This window comes from Pseudomonas sp. MF6751, from assembly GCF_016613265.1.
Lineage (GTDB): Bacteria > Pseudomonadota > Gammaproteobacteria > Pseudomonadales > Pseudomonadaceae > Aquipseudomonas > Aquipseudomonas fluorescens_BV.
Map to the genome: position 1 here is coordinate 19,882 of NZ_JAENSV010000011.1, position 25,973 is coordinate 45,854.

At 61.2% G+C, this 25,973-nt stretch carries 23 protein-coding genes and 1 pseudogene; 15 read left to right on the top strand and 9 right to left on the bottom strand.

The genetic code is table 11. The features are described 5' to 3' along the window. The first annotated feature begins 6 nt into the window (after window positions 1-6). From JJD66_RS11825 to JJD66_RS11890, 14 genes are all read left to right on the top strand, one after another. A complete protein-coding gene (locus JJD66_RS11825) occupies window positions 7-615 on the top strand; it encodes an SCO family protein (RefSeq protein ID WP_034125726.1) in 609 nt (202 codons plus the stop codon). Further along, window positions 615-1,097 carry a copper chaperone PCu(A)C gene (locus JJD66_RS11830; RefSeq protein WP_105226644.1) on the top strand — a complete coding sequence of 161 codons (483 nt, stop codon included), beginning with the start codon at window positions 615-617 and terminating at the stop codon, window positions 1,095-1,097. The genes JJD66_RS11825 and JJD66_RS11830 overlap by 1 nt, the downstream gene beginning before the upstream one ends. A 143-nt stretch (window positions 1,098-1,240) precedes the next feature. Continuing rightward, window positions 1,241-1,735: a DUF1543 domain-containing protein gene (locus tag JJD66_RS11835; RefSeq protein ID WP_105226643.1), complete on the top strand. Its 495-nt coding sequence runs from the start codon at window positions 1,241-1,243 to the stop codon at window positions 1,733-1,735. 107 nt (window positions 1,736-1,842) lie between these two features. After that, window positions 1,843-2,124: a peptidylprolyl isomerase gene (locus tag JJD66_RS11840; protein ID WP_014718212.1), complete on the top strand. Its 282-nt coding sequence runs from the start codon at window positions 1,843-1,845 to the stop codon at window positions 2,122-2,124. A gap of 129 nt (window positions 2,125-2,253) precedes the next feature. Then, window positions 2,254-4,113 (top strand): extracellular solute-binding protein, encoded by a 1,860-nt coding sequence (locus JJD66_RS11845; protein WP_198715980.1) that lies wholly within the window; start codon window positions 2,254-2,256, stop codon window positions 4,111-4,113. Continuing rightward, window positions 4,113-5,171 carry a microcin C ABC transporter permease YejB gene (locus JJD66_RS11850; protein ID WP_200648209.1) on the top strand — a complete coding sequence of 353 codons (1,059 nt, stop codon included), beginning with the start codon at window positions 4,113-4,115 and terminating at the stop codon, window positions 5,169-5,171. The genes JJD66_RS11845 and JJD66_RS11850 overlap by 1 nt, the downstream gene beginning before the upstream one ends. Beyond that, window positions 5,171-6,193 (top strand): ABC transporter permease, encoded by a 1,023-nt coding sequence (locus JJD66_RS11855; RefSeq protein WP_200648210.1) that lies wholly within the window; start codon window positions 5,171-5,173, stop codon window positions 6,191-6,193. The genes JJD66_RS11850 and JJD66_RS11855 overlap by 1 nt, the downstream gene beginning before the upstream one ends. A gap of 10 nt (window positions 6,194-6,203) precedes the next feature. Then, window positions 6,204-7,775: an ABC transporter ATP-binding protein gene (locus JJD66_RS11860; protein WP_073525237.1), complete on the top strand. Its 1,572-nt coding sequence runs from the start codon at window positions 6,204-6,206 to the stop codon at window positions 7,773-7,775. A gap of 22 nt (window positions 7,776-7,797) precedes the next feature. After that, window positions 7,798-9,189: a sigma-54 interaction domain-containing protein gene (locus JJD66_RS11865; RefSeq protein WP_200648211.1), complete on the top strand. Its 1,392-nt coding sequence runs from the start codon at window positions 7,798-7,800 to the stop codon at window positions 9,187-9,189. 293 nt (window positions 9,190-9,482) lie between these two features. After that, window positions 9,483-10,874: a GntP family permease gene (locus tag JJD66_RS11870; RefSeq protein WP_200648212.1), complete on the top strand. Its 1,392-nt coding sequence runs from the start codon at window positions 9,483-9,485 to the stop codon at window positions 10,872-10,874. 7 nt (window positions 10,875-10,881) lie between these two features. Further along, window positions 10,882-11,655, top strand: a complete 774-nt coding sequence (locus JJD66_RS11875) for a 3-hydroxybutyrate dehydrogenase (protein WP_003191811.1) — start codon at window positions 10,882-10,884, stop codon at window positions 11,653-11,655. Window positions 11,656-11,784: 129 nt separating this feature from the next. After that, window positions 11,785-13,740 carry an acetoacetate--CoA ligase gene (locus JJD66_RS11880; protein WP_200648213.1) on the top strand — a complete coding sequence of 652 codons (1,956 nt, stop codon included), beginning with the start codon at window positions 11,785-11,787 and terminating at the stop codon, window positions 13,738-13,740. 138 nt (window positions 13,741-13,878) lie between these two features. Then, window positions 13,879-16,416: a PAS domain-containing hybrid sensor histidine kinase/response regulator gene (locus JJD66_RS11885; protein ID WP_198715985.1), complete on the top strand. Its 2,538-nt coding sequence runs from the start codon at window positions 13,879-13,881 to the stop codon at window positions 16,414-16,416. A 43-nt stretch (window positions 16,417-16,459) separates the two neighbouring features. After that, on the top strand, window positions 16,460-16,735 hold the full coding sequence (locus JJD66_RS11890) for a peptidylprolyl isomerase (RefSeq protein WP_003174397.1): 276 nt from the start codon (window positions 16,460-16,462) through the stop codon (window positions 16,733-16,735). A 111-nt stretch (window positions 16,736-16,846) separates the two neighbouring features. Here JJD66_RS11890 and JJD66_RS11895 read toward each other — a convergent pair whose 3' ends face one another. The 8 genes from JJD66_RS11895 to JJD66_RS11930 form a co-directional block, all read right to left on the bottom strand. Then, window positions 16,847-17,752, bottom strand: a complete 906-nt coding sequence (locus JJD66_RS11895) for a sugar kinase (protein ID WP_200648214.1) — start codon at window positions 17,750-17,752, stop codon at window positions 16,847-16,849. Between the two features lie 143 nt (window positions 17,753-17,895). Further along, a complete protein-coding gene (locus JJD66_RS11900; protein ID WP_200648215.1) occupies window positions 17,896-19,104 on the bottom strand; it encodes an amino acid deaminase in 1,209 nt (402 codons plus the stop codon). A gap of 9 nt (window positions 19,105-19,113) precedes the next feature. Then, window positions 19,114-19,878, bottom strand: a complete 765-nt coding sequence (locus tag JJD66_RS11905; protein WP_003191821.1) for an IclR family transcriptional regulator — start codon at window positions 19,876-19,878, stop codon at window positions 19,114-19,116. 145 nt (window positions 19,879-20,023) lie between these two features. Beyond that, window positions 20,024-20,413, bottom strand: a complete 390-nt coding sequence (locus JJD66_RS11910; protein WP_200648216.1) for a RidA family protein — start codon at window positions 20,411-20,413, stop codon at window positions 20,024-20,026. A 14-nt stretch (window positions 20,414-20,427) separates the two neighbouring features. Further along, window positions 20,428-21,210 carry an amino acid ABC transporter ATP-binding protein gene (locus tag JJD66_RS11915; protein ID WP_020301585.1) on the bottom strand — a complete coding sequence of 261 codons (783 nt, stop codon included), beginning with the start codon at window positions 21,208-21,210 and terminating at the stop codon, window positions 20,428-20,430. Further along, window positions 21,207-21,869, bottom strand: a complete 663-nt coding sequence (locus JJD66_RS11920; RefSeq protein ID WP_034135844.1) for an amino acid ABC transporter permease — start codon at window positions 21,867-21,869, stop codon at window positions 21,207-21,209. The genes JJD66_RS11915 and JJD66_RS11920 overlap by 4 nt, the downstream gene beginning before the upstream one ends. A gap of 11 nt (window positions 21,870-21,880) precedes the next feature. Beyond that, on the bottom strand, window positions 21,881-22,543 hold the full coding sequence (locus tag JJD66_RS11925) for an amino acid ABC transporter permease (protein WP_034125741.1): 663 nt from the start codon (window positions 22,541-22,543) through the stop codon (window positions 21,881-21,883). 52 nt (window positions 22,544-22,595) lie between these two features. Then, window positions 22,596-23,444 carry a transporter substrate-binding domain-containing protein gene (locus JJD66_RS11930; RefSeq protein ID WP_200648217.1) on the bottom strand — a complete coding sequence of 283 codons (849 nt, stop codon included), beginning with the start codon at window positions 23,442-23,444 and terminating at the stop codon, window positions 22,596-22,598. A 329-nt stretch (window positions 23,445-23,773) separates the two neighbouring features. On the opposite strand from JJD66_RS11930, the pseudogene JJD66_RS11935 reads away from it, so the two are divergent. Beyond that, a pseudogene (locus tag JJD66_RS11935) lies at window positions 23,774-24,046 on the top strand (thioredoxin family protein); the annotation flags it as partial. A gap of 37 nt (window positions 24,047-24,083) precedes the next feature. On the opposite strand, the gene JJD66_RS11940 reads toward JJD66_RS11935, so the two are convergent. Further along, the gene (locus JJD66_RS11940) at window positions 24,084-25,652 is read right to left on the bottom strand and encodes a TerC family protein (RefSeq protein ID WP_200648218.1); all 1,569 of its coding nucleotides are present in this window, start codon (window positions 25,650-25,652) and stop codon (window positions 24,084-24,086) included. Between the last annotated feature and the right edge of the window lie 321 nt (window positions 25,653-25,973).

Consider the following 25,973-nt stretch of genomic DNA (forward strand, 5'->3'; position numbering starts at 1 on the left):
CAGTTGATGAGTACGTTATTCACCCGCCGCAAAGTGCTGACCGGCATGGGCCTGTTGGGCCTGGGCAGCCTGCTGGGCGGCTGTGACTACAGCCCCAAGCTGAACTTCAAGTACGGCAAGGACCTCAGTGACAAGATCATGGGCCGCACCTTCAAGCTCAAGAACACCGACGGCGAAACCGTCACCCTGAGCTCGTACCGCGGCCTGATGCCGGTGGTGTTCTTCGGCTTCACCCAGTGCCCGGCCGTCTGCCCGACAGCCCTGGCCCGCGCCGCCCAGGCCAAGAAGCTGATGGGCCGCGATGGCAAGATCATGCAGGTGGTGTTCATCACCCTGGACCCCGAGCGCGACACCCCCGAAATTCTCGACAACTACGTCAAGGCCTTCGACCCAAGCTTCGAAGCGCTCTACGGTACCCCGGAAGAAATCGCCGTGGCCGCCAAGGAGTTCGGGATCTTTTATGAAAAGATCCCCGCCGGCGACACCTATACCCTCTCCCACACCGCCACCAGTTTCGTGTTCGACACCCGTGGCAACCTGCGCCTTGGCTTGCAGGCATCCCTTACCGCTCAAGAGTGCGCAGAAGACCTGCTCACCGTCATGGAGGTCTGCTAATGACTGCCGTTCAACACCTCAAGCGTCTCACCCTCGGTCTAACCCTGCTGGGCCTCGCTGCCCACGCCAGTGCCCAGGTACAAGTCACTGACGCCTGGGTACGCGCCTCCGTAGTGGGCCAACCGTCCAGTGGCGCCTTCATGACCCTCACCGCCGACAGCGACAGCAAACTGTTGAGCGTGGCATCGCCAGTGGCCAAGGACGTGCAGATTCATGAGATGAGCATGAAGGACGACGTCATGCGCATGGGCCCGGTGGACTCGGTGGCCTTGCCTGCCGGCAAAGCCGTCAAGCTCGACCCCAACGGCTACCACGTCATGTTGATGGGCCTGACCGGCCAGATCAAGGAAGGCGACCAGGTACCACTGACCCTTACGGTAGAAGATGCCAAGGGTGAAAAGCAGGCCGTCGAAGTGAAGGCAACGGCGCGTGGGCTGGATGGCATGGACCACAGCAAGATGGACCATAGCAAGATGCATTGATTGCGCAAACAAGCCTGCAGCTCTTGCTCTGCTCCCCAGTACGTTGGTTGAGGGTTGCCCCTCAACCATAGAATCTCCCACAGTTTGATTGCCGGGAGTGATCAGATAGGCTGTCAGGCCGCCCTCCCCAGGAATCATCGGTAATGCTGTTTGTCGTCATGCTCGGGGGCAAGCACCCGCGGGCCAGGATCGAAGTACACGATGTGGTGTTCGCCGTGGCGGACACCCTGCAAGCCACCTACCCGCAATTACGCGACGCCTGGTTCGGCAGCCCCAAAGGCGTACACATCGACTCATGGATGGCCGTCGATGGCGTCGACGGCTGGAAGGTTGAACTGAGCCACCTGGCGCCCCACGGCGATGCACACCGCCTGTACTTCATCAACCTGGGCGGTTACGAAGCCAATAGCTTTGGCGAGGCCCATCACTACTTGCTGGTGGTCGCCCGCAACAAACAGGAGGCCATGGGCAAAGGCAAGCAGCAGATGCTCAGCCACTGGTCCCAGGCCCACACCGACGCGGTGCTGGATATCGACGACTGCCTGCCCATCGACCTGGTGGACGGCCGCTATATCCACCTGGTGCAAGCGGCGCACCGACCGATCGTGCAGCGCAACGACTACCTTGTGCTGCCTTGAACCCTCACGGCCAAAACAGTGCCAGCTGAAACCCAGTGGAACTTTGCCGAGAAATAACCGCCTGAATCCGGTACGCTCACCGTTTTTTACTCTAGGAGTTACTCACCATGGCCAAAGCCACCGCCCGTCACATCCTCGTTGCCTCTGAAGACAAGTGCAACGAACTCAAGGCCCAAATCGAAGGCGGCGCTGATTTCGCAGAAGTCGCTAAAGCCAACTCCAGCTGCCCATCCAGCCGCCAGGGCGGTGACCTCGGTTCGTTCGGCCCAGGCCAGATGGTCAAGGAATTCGACACCGTGGTCTTCAGTGCCCCGGTCAACACCGTGCAAGGCCCGGTGAAGACTCAGTTCGGCTACCACCTGCTGGAAGTCACCAGCCGCCAGGATTGATTCAATCCGCGCTGATGCTATAAACAACGGCCCGCCCTTTGGTGGGCCGTTGTGCATCTGATGACTGGCGATGCCCAGGCCGTTAGCGTACAAATCCTTATGACTCTTACCCGGCGCTCAAGGCTGATAATGCGATTGGCTTTTTCATCTCTACTCTGTTCCACCCTGGCCTTGCTAATGGCCAGCACTGCGGTGATCGCAGCCCCGCAAACCTACCTGACGGTGTACGGCGAGCCCGCCAAATACGCCGAAGGTTTCAGCCATTTCGACTATGCCAACCCCAACGCTCCCAAGGGCGGCAGCCTGCGGCGTTCCGCGCTGGAGGTGGGGCGGTTTGACCATGTGCTGCCGTATATCGACAAAGGCATCGGCGTTTCCCAGGTCGACGGCTGGGTGTATGCGCCCTTGGCGTTGCGCTCGCTGGATGAGCCTTACACCGTCTACGGCCTGGTGGCGCAAAAGATGGAGCGCGCCGACGATGGCCTGTCACTGCGCTTCTACCTGAACCCCAAGGCGCGCTTTGCCGATGGCAAGCCCATCACCGCGCAAGACGTGCGCTACAGCTTTGACGTGCTGATGACCCAAGGCAGCCTGCGCTTTCGCACGCTATTTGCCGACGTGAAGCACGTCGAGGTCGAAGGTGAGCGCCAGGTGCGCTTTGACTTTTCCAGCAACGAAAACCGTACCCTGCCCCTGGATATCGCCACCTTGCCGGTGTTCCCCGAGCACTGGTGGAAGACCCGCGACTTTGCCAACGGCGGCGGCTACGAAGCGCCACTGGGCAGCGGCCCCTACAAGGTCAGCAAGATCGACTCCGGCAGCACCATCACCTTCACCCGTGACCCCGACTGGTGGGGCAAGGACTTGCCGGTCAGCCGCGGCCTGTACAACTTCGATCACCTGAGCCTGGAGTACTTCGGCGACACCGAAGTAGCACGCCAAGTGCTACGCGGCGGCGCCTATGATTTCAACCGTGAATTCTCCGCCACCGGTTACTCCATCGGCTACAACGGCCCGGCCCTGGACGATGGCCGCCTGCAGCGCGCGCACCTGGCCAAGGAGATGCCGCAGCCGGCCCAGGGCTATGTGTTCAACGTGCAAAAACCGATATTCAAGGATCGCCGCGTGCGCCAGGCCCTGGCGATGCTGTGGGATTTTGAATGGGCCAACCGGCAGATGATGCGCAACCTGTACATCCGCCAGCAGAGCTATTTCTCCAATAGCCCGCTGGCCGCCAGCCAGTTGCCCACCCCGGAAGAACTGGCGATCCTCGAGCCCCTGCGCGGGCAGGTTCCCGACGAGGTGTTTACCCAGGTGTTCAAGGCCCCGGTCACCGATGGCAGTGGCATGATCCGCGACAAACAGCTGCAAGCCTTGGCCCTGCTGGAAGACGCCGGCTGGAAACCTGTGGGCGACAAACTCGTCAATGCCCAGGGCGAGCCACTGGCATTCACCTTCCTCAACGTCCAGAACGGCCTCGAACGCCTGTTGCTGCCCTACAAACGCAACCTGGCGCAGATCGGCATCACCCTGAATATCCGCCGCATCGACTCCTCGCAATACGTCAACCGACTGATGGCCCGCGACTACGACATGATCGTCACAGGTTTCCCGGTCACCACCTCGCCCGGCATGGAGCTGTACAACTATTTCGGCTCCGCCGCCGCGTTCGATTCGGGCGCCAACAACTACATCGTGCTCAAGGACCCGGCCGTCGATACGCTGATCCATGGCCTGGTCAAGGCTGACACCCAGGCGAAGATGCTCACCTATGCCCACGCCCTGGACCGCGTACTGCAATGGAATTACCTGTGGATCCCCAACTATTACCCACCGGGCACCTCCGCCGCATGGTGGAACCGTTTCGGGCGCCCGGCCATCGAGGCGAAGAACGACGAAGCCCTGGAAACCTGGTGGGAAGTCAGCCCCACCCCGCTGACGAACGAACAAATGCAGGCTGAATTGAAAAAACGCGGAGAGGCCCACTGATGTTTGCCTATATCGTACGGCGCCTGCTGCTGATCATCCCGACGCTGGTGATCATCCTGCTGGTGAACTTCGTGATCGTGCAGGCCGCGCCCGGCGGGCCGGTGGAACAAGCCATCGCTCACCTGCAAGGCATTGGCGGCGGTGGTGTAACCGGCGCATCCGGCGAAGGCATCAGCGGCTCGCGAGCCAGCCGCGGCCTGGACCCGAAGCTGATCAAGGACATCGAGAAACAATACGGCTTCGACAAATCCGCGCCGGAACGCCTGTGGTTGATGCTCAAGAACTATGCCCAGTTGGACTTCGGCAACAGTTTCTTCAGAGGCGCGACGGTGACTGACCTGATCCTGGAAAAGCTGCCCGTCACGATTTCCCTCGGCCTGTGGGCCACGTTGATTACCTACCTGGTGTCGATCCCGCTGGGCATACGCAAGGCCGTGCGCCATGGCAGCAGCTTTGATATGTGGAGCAGCACGGCCATCGTCATCGGTTACGCGATGCCGGCGTTCCTGTTCGCGATGTTCCTGATCGTGGTGTTCGCTGGCGGTACCTCGCTGAACTGGTTCCCGGTACGCGGGCTGGTCTCGGAAAACTTCGCCGAACTGAGCACCGTGGGCAAAATCGCCGACTACTTCTGGCACTTGGTACTGCCGGTAACGGCGCTGGTGATCGGCGGCTTTGCCACCTTGACCATCCTGACCAAGAACTCGTTCCTCAATGAAATTACCCGCCAATACGTGGTCACCGCCCGCGCCAAGGGTTTGAGCGAACGCCGAGTGCTGTACGGTCACGTGTTCCGCAATGCGATGTTGCTGGTGATCTCGGGGATTCCCCAGGCGTTTATAAGTGTGTTTTTTGCCGGCTCGCTGCTGATCGAGGTGATCTTCTCCCTCGATGGCCTGGGCCGCATGAGCTACGAGGCGGCCGTGTCCCGCGACTACCCGGTGGTGTTCGGCTCGCTGTTTATCTTCACCCTGTTCGGTCTCTTGATAAAACTCATCGGTGACCTCTGCTACACCCTGGTGGACCCGCGTATCGACTTCGCCGCGAGGAACGCCTGATGTTCAACCTGTCTCCCGTAGCGCGTCGGCGTTTCGAACGTTTCAAGAAAAACCGCCGTGGCTGGTGGTCGCTGTGGCTGTTTATCGGCCTGTTCATCCTGACCTTGGGCGGCGAGTTGATCGCCAATGACAAGCCCTTGGTGCTCAGTTTCAAGAACGAGCTGTATTTTCCGGTGTTCAAGCGCTACACCGAGCAGCAGTTCGGTGGGCAGTTGCCGTTCCAGGCGGACTACCGCAGTGACTACGTGCAAAAGCTCATCAAGCAGGATGGCGGCTGGATGCTGTTCCCGCCGATTCCGTTCAGCGATGACACCCCCAACTACGAACTTACCCGCCCGGCCCCGAGCCCGCCGTCGGCGGTGAACTGGCTGGGCACCGATGACCAGTCCCGCGATGTGTTGGCCCGAGTGATCTTTGGTGCACGGGTGTCGATCCTGTTTGCCCTGGCCCTGACCGCCATCAGCGCGGTCATTGGCATTGCCGCCGGGGCGTTGCAGGGGTACTACGGTGGCTGGGTGGACTTGCTCGGCCAGCGCATCCTCGAGGTGTGGTCTGGCCTGCCGGTGCTGTACCTGCTGATTATCCTGTCGGGGTTTGTGGAGCCGAACTTCTGGTGGTTGCTGGGGATCATGGCGCTGTTTTCCTGGTTGGCCCTGGTGGACGTGGTGCGCGCCGAGTTCCTGCGCGGGCGCAACCTGGAATACGTCAAGGCCGCACGCGCCCTGGGTCTGGGCGACGGCAAGATCATTCGTCGGCATATCCTGCCCAACGCCATGACCGCGACCCTGAGCTATTTGCCGTTCATTTTGACCGGGGCGATATCCACCTTGAGCGCCCTGGATTTCCTTGGCTTCGGCATGCCCGCCGGCAGCGCCTCCCTGGGCGAACTGATCGGCCAGGGCAAGCAGAACTTGCAAGCACCGTGGCTGGGCTTGACGGCGTTTTTCACCCTGGCGCTGATTCTGTCGTTGCTGGTGTTTATCGGCGAGGCACTGCGTGATGCCTTCGACCCCCGCTCATGAGTGACTGCGTATGAACCTGATCGAAATCCGCGACCTGTGCGTCGCCTTCAACGGCCAGACCGTCGTGCGCAACCTGAGCCTGGACGTGCGCCCTGGCGAGTGCCTGGCGCTGGTGGGCGAGTCGGGCTCGGGCAAGTCGGTGACGGCCCACTCTATCCTGCAACTGCTGCCGCAAGCCGGCACCGAAACACTGGGCTCCATCAAGTATCGCGGCCAGGAACTGATCGGCGCCTCACCGAGTACCTTGCAAAAATTGCGCGGCAACCGCATTGCCATGATCTTCCAGGAGCCGATGACCTCCCTGAACCCGCTGCACAGCATCGAAAAGCAGATCGGCGAAACCCTGCTGCTGCACAAGGGCCTGGGCGGCAAGGCGGCGCAGGCGCGCATCCTCGAACTGCTGGAACTGGTGGGCATCCAGAAACCCCAGGAGCGGCTCAAGGCCTACCCTCATCAATTGTCCGGCGGCCAGCGCCAGCGGGTGATGATCGCCATGGCCCTGGCCTGCGAGCCCGAACTGCTGATTGCCGACGAGCCCACCACGGCGCTGGACGTGACGGTGCAGCGCAAGATCCTGCTGCTGCTCAAATCTTTGCAGCAACGTTTGGGCATGTCGCTGCTGCTGATCAGCCATGACCTCAACCTGGTGCGCAGTATCGCCCAGCGGGTCTGCGTGATGCGTGCCGGGGAAATCGTCGAGCAAGCCGACTGCCAGGCCCTGTTCACCGCACCGCAGCATCCCTACAGTCGCCTGCTGCTGGACGCCGAGCCCTCGGGCGATGTGCTGTGCAGCGAGCCCCGTGAGACGGTACTGGAAGTGGATGACCTGAGCGTGCAGTTTCCCCTGGGAGGTGGGCTGTTCCGGGCCAAAACCTACCTGCGCGCGGTAGACGGCATCAGCCTCAGCGTACAGCGCGGCAAAACCCTGGGGATTGTCGGCGAGTCCGGTTCCGGCAAGTCGACCCTGGGCCAGGCGATCCTGCGCTTGCTCGACTCCAGCGGCAGCATTCGCTTTCAGGGGGAGGCCCTCGACCCGCTCAACCATCAGCAGATGCGCCCATGGCGCAAGCAGATGCAGGTGGTGTTCCAAGACCCCTATGGCAGCCTCAGCCCGCGCATGTCGGTGCAGCAGATCATCAGCGAGGGCCTGGAAGTGCACGCGCCGTGCAGCCTGGCCGAGCGTGACGCGCAAGTCATCCAGGTACTCAAGGACGTGGGCCTGGACCCCGCCAGCCGGCATCGCTACCCCCATGAGTTTTCCGGTGGCCAGCGCCAACGCATCGCCATTGCCCGCGCCCTGGTACTCAAGCCAGCGCTGATGTTGCTCGACGAACCCACCTCGGCCCTCGACCGTACAGTGCAGAAACAAGTGGTGGCGCTGCTGCGCGAACTGCAGGACAAATACGGCCTGACCTACCTGTTTATCAGCCATGACCTGGCGGTGGTGCGCGCCATGGCCCATGACATGATCGTGGTCAAGGATGGCAAGGTGGTGGAGCGTGGCGCGAGCCATGATGTGTTCGAATCGCCCCAACACCCGTACACCAAAGAACTGCTGGCAGCAGCGCACATCCCCTTGTGATGATTAACAGGATTTTGCCTCCATGAGCACTAGCCTCAAGGACTACCAACAGGTTCGCGGCCTGGCCATCCAGTCGCTGTTCGAGATCATCGAGCAGTCCAGCGAGGGCACGGTCATCGTCGACCGCGATGCAAATATCGTGTGGATGAACGAGCGTTACGCCAAGCGTTTTGGCCTCAAGAGCGCCGACCAAGCCATCGGCCAGCCTTGCGAGCAGGTAATTTCCAACAGCCTGCTGCGCCAGGTGGTGCGCAACGACCGGCCGATCCTGCTGGATATCCAGGACACTCCCAAAGGCCCGCTGGTGGTGATGCGCCTGCCGATCCACGACGAGGCCGGGGCGGTGATCGGCGCGATTGGCTTTGCGCTGTTCGATGAACTGCGCAACCTGTCGCCGTTGATCGAGCGCTACCTGAGCATGCAGCAGGAGCTGGCCTCCACGCGCTCGCTGCTGCGTTCGCGGCAAAGCAAATACAACTTCGCGCACTTTATCGGCACCAGCGCCGCCAGCCTTGAGGTCAAGCGCCGGGCACGGCGCAGTGCGAGTGCCGATTCGCCGGTATTGCTGCTCGGGGAAACCGGCACCGGCAAGGAGCTGCTGGCCCAGGCCATTCACGGCGCATCGCCCCGGGCGCACAAAGCCTTTGTGAGCATCAACAGCGCGGCGATCCCCCATGATCTGCTTGAAGCCGAATTCTTCGGCACCGCACCCGGCGCCTTTACCGGTGCCGACCGCAAGGGTCGCCCCGGCAAGTTCCAGATCGCCCAGGGCGGCACGTTGTTTCTCGATGAAATCGGCGACATGCCGCTGCCACTGCAAAGCAAATTGCTGCGGGTGTTGCAGGAAAAGGAATTCGAACCGGTGGGCTCCAACGAGATGCTGCACAGCGATGTGCGGGTGATTGCCGCGACGTCCACGGACTTGGAAGCGGCGATCAAGCGTGGCGAGTTTCGCGCCGATCTGTATTACCGCCTCAACGTGCTGCCGATCCAGGTGCCGCCGCTGCGTGAACGGCTGGAGGATATTCCGGCGCTGAGCGAGGCGATCCTTGAGGAGTTGCGCAGCCAGCACGAACTGGACCGCGATGCCCAGGCGCTGTTGGCCCAACATGCCTGGCCGGGCAATATCCGCGAGCTGCGCAATGTGCTGGAGCGGGCGGCGTTGCTGAGTGATGACCTGATGCTCAATGCCAGCGACCTTCGCGCAGCGATTGGCACGTTCAGCCCAGTAAAGCGAGGCGCGGTGGCGGCGGTCGAGGGTGAAACCTTTGCGGCGGCGCGGGAGCGGTTTGATCGGCAGGTGATTGCGGGCGCGCTCAAGGCCAGTGACGGAAATGTTGTAGAGGCGGCCAAGCGGTTGGGGCTTGGGCGGTCGACGCTGTATAAAAAAATGCTGGCGCTTGGACTAACTTAGTCTCAAACAAGAGACTAAATTCCCAATATCAAGACTTTCTTATGTGGGAGCTGGCTTGCCTGCGATAGCGGTCTAACAGTGCCCTACAAGCCAGCTGAACCACCGCTATCGCAGGCAAGCCAGCTCCCACAAGGATCTCCACTAGTCTCCAGATTGAGACTGCCGTCTCGAAAATCACTTTAAATCCACAATAAGTCGATACATATCAACAAGTTATAAATCTGGCACACATCTCGCTATAGCTCCCTCCCAAAGCCTCACCCACAACAATAACAATCCGATGGAGACACACCATGAGTGTGATCATTGCCCTGGCCGCGCTCGCGCTGCTGATGCTGGCCGCCTACCGTGGCTATAGCGTTATCCTGTTCGCCCCCATCGCCGCCCTTGGCGCGGTGCTGCTCACCGACCCTTCCGCCGTCGCACCCGCCTTTACCGGGGTGTTCATGGAAAAAATGGTCGGTTTTATCAAGCTGTATTTCCCGGTATTCCTGCTCGGTGCGGTGTTCGGCAAGCTCATTGAGCTGTCGGGGTTTTCGCGCTCGATCGTGGCCGCTGCGATCCGCTTGCTCGGCACGCGCCAGGCGATGCTGGTGGTTGTGCTGGTCTGCGCCCTGCTCACCTACGGTGGCGTGTCGCTGTTCGTGGTGGTGTTTGCGGTGTACCCGTTTGCCGCCGAGATGTTCCGCCAGAGCAATATACCCAAGCGCCTGATCCCGGCGACCATCGCCCTCGGCGCCTTCTCGTTCACCATGGACGCCCTGCCCGGTACGCCGCAGATCCAGAACATCATCCCCAGCACCTTCTTCAACACCACCGCCTGGGCAGCGCCGTGGCTGGGGCTGATCGGCACGATCTTCGTGTTTTGCGCCGGCATGCTCTACCTCGCACGCCAGCGCAACAAGGCACAGCGCGCGGGTGAAGGTTATGGCACCGAGTTGCGCAATGAGCCCGAAACCGCCGACAACCTGAGCTTGCCCAACCCGTGGCTCGCGTTGTCGCCGCTGATCCTGGTGGGGGTGATGAACCTGTTGTTCACCCACTGGATCCCGCAGTGGTATGGCAAGACACACAGCCTCAGCCTGCCGGGCATGAGCGCGCCGGTGACCACCGAAATCGCCAAGCTCACCGCGATCTGGGCGGTGCAGGCGGCGTTGCTGGTGGGGATTATCGTGGTGCTGGTGTTCGGCTTCTCGGCGATCAAGAGCAAGCTGGCCGAAGGCAGTAAAAGCGCGGTAAGCGGTGCATTGCTTGCGGCGATGAACACCGCGTCGGAATATGGATTTGGCGCCGTGATCGCCTCGCTGCCAGGCTTTCTGGTACTGGCGGACTGGCTAAAGGGCATCCCCAACCCGCTGGTCAACGAAGCGATCACCGTGACCTTGCTGGCCGGTATCACCGGCTCCGCTTCGGGCGGCATGAGCATCGCCCTCGCCGCGATGTCCGAGAGCTTTATTGCAGCCGCCCACGCGGCCAATATCCCCCTTGAGGTGCTGCACCGAGTCGCGGCCATGGCCAGCGGTGGCATGGACACCCTGCCCCACAACGGCGCGGTGATCACCCTGCTGGCGGTCACCGGGTTGACCCACCGCGAAGCCTACAAGGACATTTTTGGCATCACGATCATCAAGACCCTTGCGGTGTTCGTGGTGATCGGCACTTTCTACGCCACCGGCATTGTGTGAGGTTTTCATGACAACTTTGAATGGCAAGACCGCCCTGGTCACCGGCTCCACCAGCGGCATCGGCTTAGGGATTGCCCTGAGCCTGGCCAAGGCCGGCGCCAACCTGATTCTCAACGGCTTTGGCGACGCCAGCGCGGTGATCGCCCAGGTGCAGGCGTTTGGCGGCAAGGTCGGGCATCACCCGGCTGACGTCAGCGACCCCGCGCAAATCGCCGACATGCTCGCCTACGCCGAGCGCGAGTTCGGTGGCGTGGATATCCTGGTCAACAATGCCGGTATCCAGCATGTGGCAGCGGTAGAAGACTTCCCTGTGGAGCGCTGGGATTCGATCATCGCCATCAACCTGTCCTCGGTGTTCCACAGCACACGCCTGAGCTTGCCGGGCATGAAGGCCAAGGGCTGGGGGCGCATCGTCAATATCGCCTCGGTGCATGGGCAAGTCGGCTCAGTGGGCAAGGCGGCGTATGTGGCGGCCAAACATGGGGTGATCGGCCTCACCAAGGTGGTGGGCCTGGAAACCGCCACCAGCAATGTCACCTGCAACGCCATCTGCCCGGGCTGGGTGCTGACGCCGCTGGTGCAGAAGCAGATTGATGATCGCGTGGCCACTGGGGTAGACCCCCAGCAGGCGCAGCAGGATCTGCTGGCAGAGAAACAGCCGTCGCTGGAGTTTGTGACGCCGTCACAGCTCGGGGAGCTGGTGCTGTTCTTGTGCAGTGAAGCCGGTGCCCAGGTGCGCGGCGCGGCCTGGAACATCGATGGTGGCTGGCTGGCCCAGTAACTCAAACGCAGCCTATCTAATGTGGGAGCTGGCTTGCCTGCGATAGCATTGGGTCAGTTACCCGATCTATCACTGATACACCGCTATCGCAGGCAAGCCAGCTCCCACAATTTTAACAAGAGGCAGCTTATGTCCGACATCCTCTGGCAACCCTCCCCGGAACGCATCGCCAACACGCGCATGGATCAGTTCCGCCGCTTCATCAACCAGCGCCACGGCGTGCAGCTCCACGACTACCCTGCCCTGCACCAATGGAGCATCGACCAGCGCCCGGACTTCTGGCAGGCGATTGTCGCGTTCTTCGACGTGCAGTTTCGCAGCCCGCCCAGCGTCACGCTGATCGAAGACATCGAGATGCCCAGCGCCCAATGGTTTCCCGGCGCCACCCTGAACTTCGCCGAACACCTGTTGCGCCGCCGTGACGATCATCCTGCGGTGGTGGCTGTCAGCGAAGACGGCCAACGTGAACAATTGAGCTATGCGCAACTGGCGGAACAGGTTGCCGGCCTGCAAAAAAGCCTGCGGGCGGCCGGGGTCGGCATAGGTGACCGAGTGGCCGCGTGTATGCCCAACACCTGGCAAACCCTGGTCGGCATGCTCGCCACCACCAGCCTCGGTGCGATCTGGTCGTGCTCCTCGCCAGATTTCGGCACCCAGGGCGTCATCGACCGCTTCGGCCAGATCGCGCCCAAGGTGCTAATCACTTGCGCGGGCTACCGCTATGCCGGCAAGCGCATCGACCAGAGCGCCAAGCTCAATGAGATCCTCGAACGCCTGCCCTCCCTGCAACAGCTGATCATCGTGCCTTACGCCAAGCCCGAAGCGCAGGCTGGGGACTACACCACCCACGCCCACGTCGCGCTGTGGGACGACTTCTACCAAGCCGGCGGCGAACCCGAATTTGTCGCGGTGCCGTTCGATCACCCGCTGTATATCCTTTATTCAAGCGGCACCACCGGCATCCCCAAGTGCATCATCCACGGCACTGGCGGCGTATTGCTGACGCACTTCAAGGAACACGGCCTGCATGCCGACCTGAACCGCGAGGACTGCCTGTTCTACTACACCACCTGCGGCTGGATGATGTGGAACTGGCTGGTGTCGGTGCTGGCGATCGGCGCCACCGCGGTGCTATACGACGGCTCACCGTTCCACCCCGGCCCCGAACGCTTGATCGACCTGATCGATGCGGAAAAAATCAGCGTGTTCGGCACCAGCCCCAAATTCCTCGCCACCCTGGAAAAGTCCGGGTTGCAGCCGCGCCTGAGCCACGATCTGGGCAGCCTCAAGGGCTTGATTTCGACCGGCTCGCCGCTGTCGCCCCAGAGTTACGACTATGTGTACCGCGAGATCAAGGCTGAGCTGTGCCTGTCGTCGATGTCTGGTGGCACCGACATTGTCTCCTGCTTTGTGATCGGCAACCCGGTCCTGCCGGTGCGGCGCGGTGAGATGCAATGCAAGAGCCTGGCCATGGCCATCGAAGTGTGGGACGACCAGGGCCGGCCCCTGATCGGAGAGAAAGGCGAACTGGTGTGCACCCGGCATTTCCCTGCCATGCCCATCGGGTTGTGGAACGACCCGCAGCAGCAGAAACTGCGCGCTTCGTATTTCAGTCAGTTCCCCGGCGTATGGGCCCAGGGCGACTATGCCGAGCAACGCGCCAACGGCAGCCTGTTGATCCACGGGCGTTCCGATGCGGTGCTCAACCCCGGCGGCGTGCGCATTGGCACCGCCGAGATTTATCGCCAAGTGGAAAAGGTCCCGCAGGTGCTGGAAAGCCTCGCCATCGGTCAGCGTTGGCAGGACGACGTGCGCGTGGTGCTGTTTGTGCGCCTGGATGATGGAATTGAACTGGACGAAGCGCTGCAACAGCAGATCCGCCAGGTGATTCGAGCCAACACCACACCGCGCCATGTGCCGACCAAGATCCTCGCTGTCACGGATATCCCCCGCACCATCAGCGGCAAAATCGTCGAATTGGCGGTGCGCAACGTGGTGCATGGTGATCCGGTGAAAAACACAGATGCCCTGGCCAACCCCCAGGCACTGGAGCAATTTCGCGACAGAGCTGAGCTGGCTTATTAGATGAAAGGTTTCAGCGCTGATGCAGCGTTTTGAAGAAAAACCCTCAAGGCATGCTATTTTTCCGGGGTAGTCACCCGTTGTCTTTCCTTGGGACAATGGGTGTTGTCATTTTTCAAAGCGTCATGCTCAGGGCTTTTTATGAATGGAACATCCACCGGTAGCGAAGCCGCTGCGTTGATCAAGCGGCTGGACTGGGCGCAAAGCCCCCTCGGTGAGGCCAGTGAGTGGCCGCAAAGCCTGCGCACTGCCGTCGATATTGTCGTGCATTCACCCATGCCGATGGTGCTGCTGTGGGGCCCGCAGCTCACGCAACTCTATAACGATGGTTTTGCACACCTGATTGGTAGCAAGCACCCCGGCGCCTTGGGCCAGCCGGCGCACCACACCTGGCCAGAGCTTGAAAGCTTCGCCGCGCCGGTCTACGACGCCGTGCTCGGCGGCCAGGTGCGTACCTTCAGCGAGCAACGCTTTGTGCTGCACCGCCAGGGCTGCGATACCGAAATCTGGCTGGATCTGACCTACAGCCCGGTGCGCGATGAAAGCTGCCGGGTAGCCGGCATCCTGGTCACGGCCATTGAAACCAATGAGCGACGCAGCAAAACCCTCGAACTGCAACAGCGTTCCGAAGCAAGCCTCAAGGCCCAGCACAACACCGAGCAACGCCTGCAACTCGCGTTGGCGGCCACCGACGCGGTGGGTACCTGGGACTGGGATATCGGTGAAGACCGTTTCATCGCCGACGCCCATTTCGCCTACCTGCATGGCGTCGACCCCAACGATTCAAGCCTGCTGCCCATCAGTGCCTACCTGCACGGCGTGCATCCCGAAGACCGGGGCACGGTGACGCGCAGCATCAAGCATTGCATCACCCATGGCACCGAGTACGCCGAGGAATACCGCCTGCAACAGGCCGATGGCCAGGTGCGCTGGGTGTTCGCCCGTGGCCGCTGCTATAAGGATCAACAGGGCCGGCCGGCGCGGTTCCTCGGCGCCGCGCTGGACCTCACCGAGCGCAAAAACACCGAGCAGGCCTTGCGCCAGAGCCAGACCGAGCTGCAACTGATCATCAACGCCATGCCGGTGTTGATCGGCTACGTTGACCACGAACAGCGCTTTCGCCTCAACAACAGCGCTTACCTCGAGTGGTATGGCAAGACGCCCCAGGAGCTGTACGGCAAGACCATCCGCGAAGTGCTCGGCGACGAGGTGTATGCCGGGCGCGCAGACAAGATCGCCGCCGCGCTCAAAGGCAAGGCGTGCAGCTTCATGACGGTGACGCCTCATCGCGATGGCCGCCCCCGCCATGCGCTGATGAAGTACCTGCCGCGCTTTAGCGGTGACGGCTCGGTGAATGGTTTCTACATCTTTGTGATCGACGAGACCGAACGCAAGCTCACCGAAGAAGCCCTGCGCCACCTCAACGAGAACCTTGAAGAACGCGTGGCCCAGCGCACCCAGGCGCTGGCCGAGGCCAACCAGCGCCTGCAGAACGAGATGTTCGAGCGCGAACGTGCAGAAGATGCCCTGCGCCATGCGCAGAAGATGGAAGCGGTCGGCCAGCTCACCGGCGGTATCGCCCATGACTTCAACAATATGCTCACCGGCATCATCGGCAGCCTGGACCTGATGCAGCGCTATATTGCCGACGGGCGCAGCGACGATATCGGCCGTTTTGCCGATGCTGCCGTGTCCTCCGCCCACCGTGCCGCCGCCCTCACCCACCGGCTGCTGGCGTTCTCGCGGCGCCAGTCACTGGACCGTCGCCCCACCGACCCCAACCAACTGGTGGCGTCCCTGGAAGACCTGTTCCGGCGCACCAAGGGCGCGCATATCGAACTCAAGGTACAACTGGGCAAGGACATCTGGCCGGTGAACACCGACGCCAGCCAATTGGAAAACGCCCTGCTCAACCTGGTGATCAACGCCCGCGACGCCATGCCCGACGGCGGCGAGCTGCTGATCGAAACCGCCAACAGTTACCTGGACGGCACCGACATCACCACCCTGGAACCGGTCAAGGCCGGCGACTATGTGATGCTTGGCGTGAGCGACAACGGCAGCGGCATGGCGCCGAAAATCCTCGCCAAGGCGTTCGACCCGTTCTTTACCACCAAGCCCATCGGCCAAGGCACTGGCCTTGGGTTGTCGATGATCTACGGCTTTGCCCAGCAATCCGGCGGCCATGTGACCATCCAGAGCGAACCGGGCCAGGGCACCTGCGTGCGCCTGTACCTGCCGCGTTTGTATGGCACGGCGCTGGAAAGCAGCCTGCCCGCCAGCCTGACCGAAGCGCCCGTGGCCCTGGCCGGTGAAGCGGTGGTGGTGGTCGAGGACGACCCGGCGGTGCGCATGTTGGTGGTCAATGTGCTCGATGAACTGGGCTACACCGCGCACCAGGCGGCGGATGCCCGTGCGGCGCTGCCGCTGCTGGAGTCGGATTTGCGTGTGGACTTGCTGGTGACCGACGTTGGCCTGCCCGGCATGAACGGCCGGCAACTGGCGGAAATCGCCCGCCAGCATCGCCCAGGCCTGCGCGTGCTGTTCATGACCGGTTATGCCGAGAAAGCCGCCGAGCGCCAGGGGTTCCTGGAGGACGGTATGGACATGGTCGCCAAGCCATTTTCCATTGACCTGTTGGCCAACAAAATCCGAAGCATGATCGGTGTCGAGGCCTGAGTTCAGGCATAATCGCGCGCCGTCGCACAGCTGGTAGAGCCCCATGAAAGCCCAAGCCCGTCATATCCTGGTGAAAACCAGCGAAGAAGCCGAACAACTCAAGCAGCGCATTGCCAAGGGCGAAGCCTTTGATGTGCTGGCCAAGAAGTACTCCACCTGCCCGTCGGGCAAACGCGGTGGTGACCTGGGCGAAGTGCGGCCCGGACAGATGGTGGGGGCGATTGATGCGGTGATCTTCAAGAAACCGGTGAAGGTGGTGCACGGGCCGATCAAGAGCAAGTTTGGGTATCACCTGGTGCAGGTGTTTTACCGGGATTGAGTGGATGGCTTCAGTCCGCTATCGCAGGCAAGCCAGCCTCCCACATTTAGCAGTGCACACCCACTCAAATGTGGGAGCCGGGCTTGCCCGCGATCCGCCGCAGGCGGCCATTCATCTCGGTATTAAAGCCCCCGGCACCTGAATCACCCGGCTCGCCAGCCGATGCCCCGCCAAGGCAGCTTCTTGCGGCGAGCCACCGTTGAGCCGACTGGCCAGATACGCCGCACTGAACGAATCCCCCGCCGCCGTGGTGTCCACTACCTTCTCCACTTTCAACGCCGGCACCGCAAAACGCTCGCCCACGCAACGAATCAAGCACGCATCCGCTCCCCGTTTGAGCACCACTTCTGCAATCGACGGGTACGCCGCAAACACCTGCTCGCTATCCTCATAGCCAAACAACGCGCGCTCGTCATCCTCGGTGAGCAAGGCAATGTCCACTTCGGCCAACACCCTGCGATACGCCTCACGAGCCGTTTGCACATCAGCCCACAGCCGGGGCCTGTAGTTGTTATCGAACACCACCCTGGCGCCGCGCCGGCGGGCTTCGATCAGCGCCTGCAGTAAGCGCTCACGCCCAATGTTCCCCAGCACCGCCAGGGTAATGCCGCTGAAATACACCACGTCATAGCCCGGCAAGGCCGCCAGGACCGGCTCGGCGGCGGGCGTGGTGAAGCAGTCGCGCACGGCCGCTTCATTGCGCCAGTAGAGGAATTTACGTTCGCCCTGGGCGTCAGTCTGGATGCAATACAAGCCCGGCAGGCGCCCAGGCAGACGCTGGACCCTTTCCAGGCCAAGGCCTTCGGCGCGCCAATGCGCGCACATGGCATCGCTGAAGCTGTCATCGCCCAGGGCGGTGACGTAGTCAACGCTGCCGGCATCGCCCAGCTCGCGGCGCAGGTACACCGCGGTGTTCAGGGTGTCGCCGCCGAAGCTCTGGTGCAGGCTGCCGTCGGCGCGGTGTTGCAGTTCGATCATGCATTCGCCGATGAGGGCGATGCGGGGGTGGGTGTTCATGGCAAAGTTCTCAGGTGTGCTGGAGGGCCCCATCGCGGGCAAGCCCGACTCCCACATTCGACTGCATTCCTTCAGTTAAAACGCGGTCACTGTGGGAGCTGGCTTGTCGGGTCGCCGCATCGCTGCGATAGCCGCGACTCGGTCTAGAAGCAGGTACGCAGAGACTCGACCACCTGCAACTGCTCATCCACCAGGCACCCCACCTGCCATTTATCAAAGGTCAGGCAAGGATGGGACGTACCAAAGGAAATGATGTCGCCAATACGCAATTCAACCTCCGGCGCCACGGTCATGAACGCATGCTGGTCCATTACCGCCGTGACCTTGCACCCGCTCACATCATCACCTTGCGCCGGCACGATCCCGGCCCTGTAGCGCTTGAGCGGCACTGGCAAACCGGCGTCGTAGGCCACGTCGCGCTTGCCCAGGGCAACCACCGCAAAACCAGGCTCCGGCAGCGACTGCACATGCGCCCAGACTTCCATTGCCGGGCGCAGGCCCTCGTTGAGGTCGCTGCGGCGTTCGAGTACGCAGCACTGCGCCTCTTTATAGATGCCATGGTCGTGGGCCACGTAACTGCCAGGGCGCAACACGCTGAGGAAACGGCCGGCGGCGTTTTGCGTTTCGAACGACTCGGCGATCAGGTCGTACCAGGCCGAGCCCGATGCGGTGATGATCGGCTTGGGCAGGTCGAACAGGCCGCTGTCTTGCAGCTCCACCGCCAGGCTCACCAGGCTGGCGGCGAAGGCGCGGATACCGCTGATGGCGTGCTCGCCGTGGATCACGCCTTCGTAACCCTCGATACCGGTGAGGGCCAATGCCGGCTGGGCCTGGATCGCCTTGGCCAGGTCGCGCACTTGCTGCTCGCTGCGGCAGCCGCACCGGCCACCGACCACGCCGTACTCGATCATCACGTTGAGGCGCTGGCCACGGGCGGCGAAGAACAGGCCCAGGTCGGCGACGTTATCCGGGTGATCGACCATGCAATGGAAGTCAAAATCCTTGTCGGCCAGCAGGTCCGCGATCAAGGCCATGTTCGCCGCGCCCACCAGTTGGTTGGCCATCAGCACGCGACGCACGCCGCTGGCGTAGGCGGCGCGGGTCTGCACAGCGGTAGCCAGGGTGATGCCCCAGGCACCGGCGGCGATCTGGCGCTGGAACAGTGCGGGCATCATGCTGGTCTTGCCGTGGGGCGCCAGCTCGGCGCCGCTGCTGCGGACAAAGTCCTGCATCCAGCGGATGTTATGTTCCAGGGCGTCACGGTGCAGCACCAGGGCCGGCAGGCTAACATCGCGAACCAAATGGGCACCGATGGCGGCGGCACCTTTTTCAACGGCATTGAGGGCAGACATGGAAAACTCCTATTCGTTGATGCGCCGGGCCAGGCTGTTGGCACTGTCGATCAGTACCCGGCGATAGTCATGGTAGTTTTTGCTCGCATCAGCCCGGGGGGCGACGATGCACAGGGTCGCGATGCTGATGCCCTGGGCATCGCGCACCGGGGCGGCAAAGCAGTGGGTGAAGGTGTCGGCCACACTGTCGAAGGAGAAGAACCCATCCAGGCTGGCCTGGCGGATCTGCGCCAGGAAAGTGTCCAGCGGCAGGCGCAGGCCATCCGGCAGGATGAAATCGTCGGGATCGATCAGGTCGACGATCTGCTGATCGCTCAAATGCCCCAGCAACAAGCGTCCCGAGGCAGTCCACGGAATGGGCGCGTTTTCACCGATGTCCGAAGAAATACGGAAATGCCGCTGGCCCTCGCGCATCAGCGCCACCGTGTATTTGCGCCCGTTGAGCAGGCACATCTGCGCGGTTTCGTGGGTCTGGCTGACGATCTCCTGCAAGGCGTGGTCGGCCTCGCGGGTCAGGTCGAAGTGACGCAAGTGTGCCTGGCCGAGGAAATACAGCTGACGCCCCAGATACACGTGCCCGTCCTTGCCCACGGTCTCCAGGATGCGCCGCTCCAGCAACGACGCCACCAGTTCGTAGACCGTGGATTTGGGGCTGCCAATGCCGCTGGCAATATCATTCGGGCGCAGGGGTTGGCCGATTTCCTTGAGAAAATCGAGGATATCGAACGCACGGTCCAGGCCTTTGGCGCGGCGTTTGATGGTGTCTTCGGTCATGGTGGACTCGGTCCCCAGTGGTATGAATTCTTCTGTAGGAGCGAGCTTGCTCGCGAAAAACTCCAGGGCAACGCGTTCATAAACAATACCCGCGTTATCGTTGACGATCTTCGCGAGCAAGCTCGCTCCTACAGGGTTTGAATATTCAGTTTTTTTTCTTGTAGGCCACGCAATCGATCTCGACCTTGCAATCGACCATCATATTGGCCTGCACGCAGGCGCGCGCCGGGGCGTGTTCCGGGGTGAAGTATTCGCCGAATACCTTGTTGAAACTCCAGAAGTCCCGTGGGTCTTCCAACCATACGCCCACCCGCACCACATCCTTGAGTTCGTAGCCGGCTTCTTCGAGGATCGTCACCACGTTGCGCATCGTCTGGCGGGTTTGCTCGATGATGCCGCCACTGATGATTTCACCGTCCACCGCAGGCACCTGGCCCGACACGTACAGCCAGCCATCGGCCTCCACAGCGCGGGCGAACGGACGTGGCTGGCCGCCACCTGCGGTGCTGCCGGTGCCGTAACGAGTAATGCTCATAAAGTTGCTCCTTGTTAAAAACGAATGTTCTTAAGAAATTCTGCCAGGCGCGGCGACTGCGGCCGTTCGAAGATGTCCTTCGCACTGCCCTGCTCTTCAATGCGGCCCTGGTTCATGAAGACGATCTGGTCCGATACCTCGTAGGCAAAGCGCATCTCGTGGGTGACCAACAACATGGTCATGCCCTCCTCCGCCAACCCCTTGATCACGCTGAGCACTTCGCCCACCAACTCCGGGTCGAGGGCCGAGGTGACTTCGTCGAACAGCATCAGGCTGGGGTTCATGGCAATGGCCCGGGCAATGGCCACGCGTTGTTGCTGGCCACCGGACAATTGGCCGGGAAAGTGGTTGCGGCGCTCCAGCAGGCCGACGCGGTCCAGCCATTTTTCGGCCAGCGCCACCGCTTCATCCTTGCCCATTTTCTTGACCTTGAGCAAGCCGAGGGTGACGTTCTGCAGCGCGGTCAGGTGCGGGAACAGGTTGAATTGCTGGAACGCCATGCCGGTCATTGCGCGGTGCTGGGCGATCACCCGCTCCGGGTGGCGTACACGCTTGCCGCCGACATCGCTGTAGCCGATGGACTCGCCATCCAGGGTGATCTGCCCGCCCTGAAACTCTTCCAGCAGGTTCACGCAGCGCAGCAAGGTGGTCTTGCCCGAGCCGCTGGAGCCGATCAACGTCACCACATTGCCGCGCTGCATGGACAGGTCGACGCCCTTGAGCACTTCCACCTGGCCGTATTGTTTACGCAGGCCACGAATGTCCAGCAGCGCTGGGTTGGTTTGAGCTTGGTTCATGGCAAGGCCACCCGCTTTTCAATGTAGCGCCCGAATAATTCGATGGCGTAGTTGATGACAAAGAACAGAAAACCGGCGAACAGGTAGAACTCCAGGGTCATGAAGGTGCGCGCGATCACCTGCTGGGTACTGAGCAGCAATTCGGCCACACCGATCACCGACAGCAAGGTGGAAGCCTTGACGATTTCCGTAGAGGAGTTCACCCAGGTCGGCAAGATCTGCCGCAGCGCCTGGGGCAACAGCACGTAGCCCAGGGACTGATAGAACGTCAGGCCAATCGCCTTGCCCGCTTCCAATTGCCCACGGGGAATGGCCTGCAGCGCGCCGCGCACGATTTCCGATACATGGGAGCCACAGAACAAGGTGAGCCCGACAGCACCGGCCTGGAACGCACTGATTTGCCAGCCAAGGGCCGGCAGCATGTAGAAACATGCCAACACCAGCACAAACACCGGCGTGCCACGGATCAAATCGACATACAGACGGAACGGCGCACGCATCCAGAACTTGCCGTAGGTCAGGATCAACCCGGCAACGATGCCGATCAGGGTGCCAAAGACAATCGCCAGCGCCGAGACCGCCACGCTGGCCTGGAAGCCGGCCCAGAGGGTCTCGCGGGCGATCCACAATTCATGCAGCCAACTGGGGGATTCGTACATGGGACCCTTCCTTAACGACGGATAGCCAAACGCTGTTCCAGGTAACGGAGCAGCATGGCAATCAGGTAACAGGCAGCCACGTAGAGCGCGGTCGTGACCAGCCAGGTTTCAATCACCCGGTAGCTTTCGACGTTGATCTTGCGGGCGTAATAGGTCAGCTCCGGCACCGCAATCGCGGCGGCCAGGGAGGTGTCCTTGAACAGCGAGATGAAGTTGTTCGAGAGTGCCGGCAACACGTTGCGCAGCATCACCGGCACGGTGATGTAAGCGCGGATCCGCCACTCGCCCAGGCCGATGGCCAGGCCGGCTTCACGCAAGCCCTTGGGAATATTCACCAGGCCTGCGCGGAACACCTCGGTGAGATAGGCACCGGCATACAGCGACAAGGTGATGATGAACGAGGGGATCTTATCCAGCCGAATGCCCAGGGAGGGCAAGGCGAAGTAGATCAACAGGATCAACACCAGGATCGGGGTGTTGCGCACCACGGTGACATACACCGAGGCAATAATACGCAACGCGCGGTGCCTGGAAAGCATGGCAAACGCCATCAACAGGCCGATCACGCAGCCGATGGCGATCGACAGCAATGCCAACTGCAACCCCAGGCCGAGCCCCGCCAGCAAGGTGTCGAAATCACGCCAGACGGCGGCAAAGTTCAACTGATAGTTCATGGTCAGCAGCACCTGAAGGGGGCGTGCTCAGGCGCGCCCCTGTTGTTGCGGGTCACTTGAATTCCACAGGAAAACCAATCGCCGGTTCTGGCAGGTCCACGCCGAACCACTGCTTGAACGAGGCTTTGTAGGTGGGGAATTCCACACCGGTCATGGCTTCGTGCAGCGCGGTGTTGACGAAATTCAGCCAGTCCTGGTCGCCGCGCTTGACCGCGCAGGCATAGGTTTGCGGGCTCCAGGCGTAGGTGGGGCTGCGGTAGCGGCCAGGGTTCTGCACCATCAGGTATTTGACCGAGGACTGGTCGGTGGCAGCAGCATCGGCGCGGCCTGAGTTCACGGCCTGGTACATCAGGTCAACGCTGTCGTACTGATCGACCTTGGCCTTGGGCAGTGCCTGGTGCACCAACTCTTCGGCATACACGTTCTGCAGCACAGCCACGGTGACGTCGTCGCCCGCCGCCTGCAGGTCTTCGATTTCCTTGTATTTGCTGTTATTGGGCAACAGCAGGCCGACGCCTTCCCGGTAGTACGGCAGGGTAAAGGCCACCTGCTGCGCACGGCTGGCGGTAACGGTGATGAACTGGCAGCTCATGTCGACCTTGTCGGTGAGCAGGTTGGGAATACGTGAGTCAGACGACTGCACCACAAACTCCACCTTGCTCGGGTCATTGAACAACCCTTTGGCCACGATGCGGCCGATGTCGATATCAAACCCCTGCAACTCGCCATCCGCTCCCTGGAAGTGCCACGGCGCATTGGTACTGCCTGTACCTACGATCAAGTGCCCACGCTTGAGCACATCATCGAGCTTGCTGTCCGCCGCCTGCACCACGCTGGCGAGGGAAGCCGATGCAGCGACGAGAAAAACACACGCTTTGAATACGGAAGGTCGGTGATGCATGACAAGCACTCCAGGGATTGTGTATTCCGCTATACCGGAACTTGGTATGTAACAACGGAATAGACAGCAGAAAGTGTGCCACAGGTACTGGAGGAAAAATATGTCGAGGTAAAAGTCTTTAGAGATCAGCGAGATAAAGATCGGATAGGCCCACGGGATTGCACCGACCTCGCAATCGGCTTGCTACTCAAAGCCACACACCGCTGTTACTGCGCACCCTTTTAGATCATTTGGGGCAGCAAGGTACACCTGTGAAGGTTGACAGTAGACGGTAGTCATCCACCGGCTTAGCGTTGGTAAAAACGACTGCGGCTTGAAGGGAGATCACCATGGGCGTTGCAACGAGCAGTATTTCCAGTGCCAAGGCGTTCGAACGGTTACTAAACACACCACGCCCGGTATTCATTCTGTTCGTTTCAGAACACTGCCCCGCCTGCGCGCAGGCAGGCCCCTTATTCGAACTGCACGCCTGGAGGCATCCCAGAATCGTGAGCCTGGTAGTCGATTGCGCGCACACGCCGAGGCACCCTGAAGTAACAGGCACCCCGACGCTGCTGATCTACCTGAATGGCGCCCTGGTAGAAAAATTCAAAGGCTTCGGCCCCCTGGAAGAGCAGGCGCCGTTTGTGCAGGACATCTTCAGCCGTTATGACCTGAGCAAGGGCGCAAGTGCACTTGCGTCACTCGACGCTCCTCCACTTCAGCCACAGTCAAACGCCAGCCTTCATGCTCCAGGCTATCGCCCACCACCGGCAAGCGGTCAAGCAGGCTCATCACCAAACCTGCCAGGGTTTGATAATCCTCGGTCGTCACCGCCTTGAAGCCCGTGCGTTGACGCACCAGGTTGAGGTTCAAGGCACCATTGGCACGGAAGCCATCGCCTTGCTCGACAATATCGGGCCCTTCGATTTCGCTGGCATCGGGCAATTCACCGGCGATGGATTCCAGAATATCCGTCATGCTCAATACGCCCATGAAGTCGCCGAATTCGTTGATCACGAACGCGATGTGAGTGGACTCCTGGCGCATCTGCTCCAGGGCATTGAGGATCGAAAAGCTCTCCAGCAGGTTGATCGCCCGACGCGCCAGGTGTTCCAGGTTCGGCTCGTTGCCGGCCAGGTACTCCTTGAGCAACTCCTTCTTGTGCACAAAACCCAGGGGCTCATCCACCGCACCGTTACGGATCAACGGCAGACGCGAGTAAGACGAGTGCATCAGTTTCAGACGGATCGTCTCGGGGTCGTCCGCCAGGTCGATGCAATCAACCTTGGCCCTTGGCGTCATCAGGGTGCGAATCGGCCGCTCGGCCAGTTGCAGCACGCCGCTGATCATCACCCGTTCACGTCGGTCAAACAGCGGACCCTGCGCAGCATCCGGCTCGCCCAGCAGGTCAGCCACGTCTTCACCCACCTCTTCCACCGCCAGGCTGCGGCCGCCCAACAAGCGCATCACCGCATGGGCGGTACGCTCACGCACCGGCAACACGCCCTGCGCCGACTTCTTGCGACGGGCTCGGGCGATCTGGTTGAACACCTCGATCAGAATCGAGAAGCCAATGGCCGCGTACAAGTAGCCCTTGGGAATATGGAAGCCCAGGCCTTCGGCGGTCAGGGCGAAACCGATCATCATCAGGAAGCCCAGGCACAGCATGATCACGGTCGGGTGCGCATTGACGAAACGGGTCAGCGGCTTGCTCGCCACGATCATCAGGCCGATGGACACGATCACGGCGATCATCATCACCGCCAGCTCGTCGACCATGCCCACGGCGGTAATCACCGCGTCGAGGGAGAACACCGCATCCAGCACCACGATCTGCGCGACGATCGGCCAGAACATGGCGTAAGCCACACTGCCCTTGTGCTGCGCCACATGGCCTTCAAGGCGCTCATGCAATTCCATGGTGGCCTTGAACAGCAGGAATATACCGCCGAACAGCATGATCAGGTCACGGCCGGAGAAGCTCTTGTCGAACACCTCAAACAGCGGCTGCGTCAGGGTGACCAACCAGGAAATACTCGCCAACAGGCCCAGGCGCATCAACAGCGCCAGGGATAAACCGATCAAACGTGCACGGTCACGCTGCTCCGGCGGCAACTTGTCCGCCAGGATCGCGATAAACACCAGGTTGTCGATACCCAGTACCAGTTCCAGCACAATCAAAGTAGCAAGGCCGAGCCAGGCCGTAGGATCCGCTAACCATTCCATTTATAAATTCTCTGTCTTTAAAGTGTTCAGAACGCCGGGCACGGCAAAGTGCGGTCGTACGACCGGGACAAGGTTAGTTGACGGAATACGGGGTGCTTCAGCGGGAACAGCGATAGCGGTTGTCTTGGGGAAAGACGACTGGGAGGCTCCGAGAGGGTGTTCATGCAAGTCCTGAAATGACAAAAGGACTTGAATCCTACATTCGAAATACAAATTTCCCACAACGCAAAACTATTACAAAACCTGTAAACCCCCATCAAAAGCACAGCAACTCTTGTGGGAGCTGGCTTGCCTGCGATGCAGGCACCTCGGTGCATCAGG

Excerpts from the sequence above, each read along its gene's own strand:
- JJD66_RS11875 (WP_003191811.1), top strand. The coding sequence starts at position 10,882 with ATGACAACTTTGAATGGCAAGACCGCCCTGGTCACCGGCTCCACCAGC.
- JJD66_RS11865 (WP_200648211.1), top strand. The coding sequence starts at position 7,798 with ATGAGCACTAGCCTCAAGGACTACCAACAGGTTCGCGGCCTGGCCATC.
- JJD66_RS11845 (WP_198715980.1), top strand. The coding sequence starts at position 2,254 with ATGCGATTGGCTTTTTCATCTCTACTCTGTTCCACCCTGGCCTTGCTA.
- JJD66_RS11915 (WP_020301585.1), bottom strand. The coding sequence starts at position 21,210 with ATGAACCAAGCTCAAACCAACCCAGCGCTGCTGGACATTCGTGGCCTG.
- JJD66_RS11905 (WP_003191821.1), bottom strand. The coding sequence starts at position 19,878 with ATGACCGAAGACACCATCAAACGCCGCGCCAAAGGCCTGGACCGTGCG.
- JJD66_RS11840 (WP_014718212.1), top strand. The coding sequence starts at position 1,843 with ATGGCCAAAGCCACCGCCCGTCACATCCTCGTTGCCTCTGAAGACAAG.
- JJD66_RS11835 (WP_105226643.1), top strand. The coding sequence starts at position 1,241 with ATGCTGTTTGTCGTCATGCTCGGGGGCAAGCACCCGCGGGCCAGGATC.
- JJD66_RS11940 (WP_200648218.1), bottom strand. The coding sequence starts at position 25,652 with ATGGAATGGTTAGCGGATCCTACGGCCTGGCTCGGCCTTGCTACTTTG.
- JJD66_RS11930 (WP_200648217.1), bottom strand. The coding sequence starts at position 23,444 with ATGCATCACCGACCTTCCGTATTCAAAGCGTGTGTTTTTCTCGTCGCT.
- JJD66_RS11850 (WP_200648209.1), top strand. The coding sequence starts at position 4,113 with ATGTTTGCCTATATCGTACGGCGCCTGCTGCTGATCATCCCGACGCTG.
- JJD66_RS11825 (WP_034125726.1), top strand. The coding sequence starts at position 7 with ATGAGTACGTTATTCACCCGCCGCAAAGTGCTGACCGGCATGGGCCTG.
- JJD66_RS11855 (WP_200648210.1), top strand. The coding sequence starts at position 5,171 with ATGTTCAACCTGTCTCCCGTAGCGCGTCGGCGTTTCGAACGTTTCAAG.
- JJD66_RS11920 (WP_034135844.1), bottom strand. The coding sequence starts at position 21,869 with ATGTACGAATCCCCCAGTTGGCTGCATGAATTGTGGATCGCCCGCGAG.
- JJD66_RS11880 (WP_200648213.1), top strand. The coding sequence starts at position 11,785 with ATGTCCGACATCCTCTGGCAACCCTCCCCGGAACGCATCGCCAACACG.
- JJD66_RS11860 (WP_073525237.1), top strand. The coding sequence starts at position 6,204 with ATGAACCTGATCGAAATCCGCGACCTGTGCGTCGCCTTCAACGGCCAG.
- JJD66_RS11890 (WP_003174397.1), top strand. The coding sequence starts at position 16,460 with ATGAAAGCCCAAGCCCGTCATATCCTGGTGAAAACCAGCGAAGAAGCC.
- JJD66_RS11895 (WP_200648214.1), bottom strand. The coding sequence starts at position 17,752 with ATGAACACCCACCCCCGCATCGCCCTCATCGGCGAATGCATGATCGAA.
- JJD66_RS11925 (WP_034125741.1), bottom strand. The coding sequence starts at position 22,543 with ATGAACTATCAGTTGAACTTTGCCGCCGTCTGGCGTGATTTCGACACC.
- JJD66_RS11830 (WP_105226644.1), top strand. The coding sequence starts at position 615 with ATGACTGCCGTTCAACACCTCAAGCGTCTCACCCTCGGTCTAACCCTG.
- JJD66_RS11900 (WP_200648215.1), bottom strand. The coding sequence starts at position 19,104 with ATGTCTGCCCTCAATGCCGTTGAAAAAGGTGCCGCCGCCATCGGTGCC.
- JJD66_RS11910 (WP_200648216.1), bottom strand. The coding sequence starts at position 20,413 with ATGAGCATTACTCGTTACGGCACCGGCAGCACCGCAGGTGGCGGCCAG.
- JJD66_RS11870 (WP_200648212.1), top strand. The coding sequence starts at position 9,483 with ATGAGTGTGATCATTGCCCTGGCCGCGCTCGCGCTGCTGATGCTGGCC.
- JJD66_RS11885 (WP_198715985.1), top strand. The coding sequence starts at position 13,879 with ATGAATGGAACATCCACCGGTAGCGAAGCCGCTGCGTTGATCAAGCGG.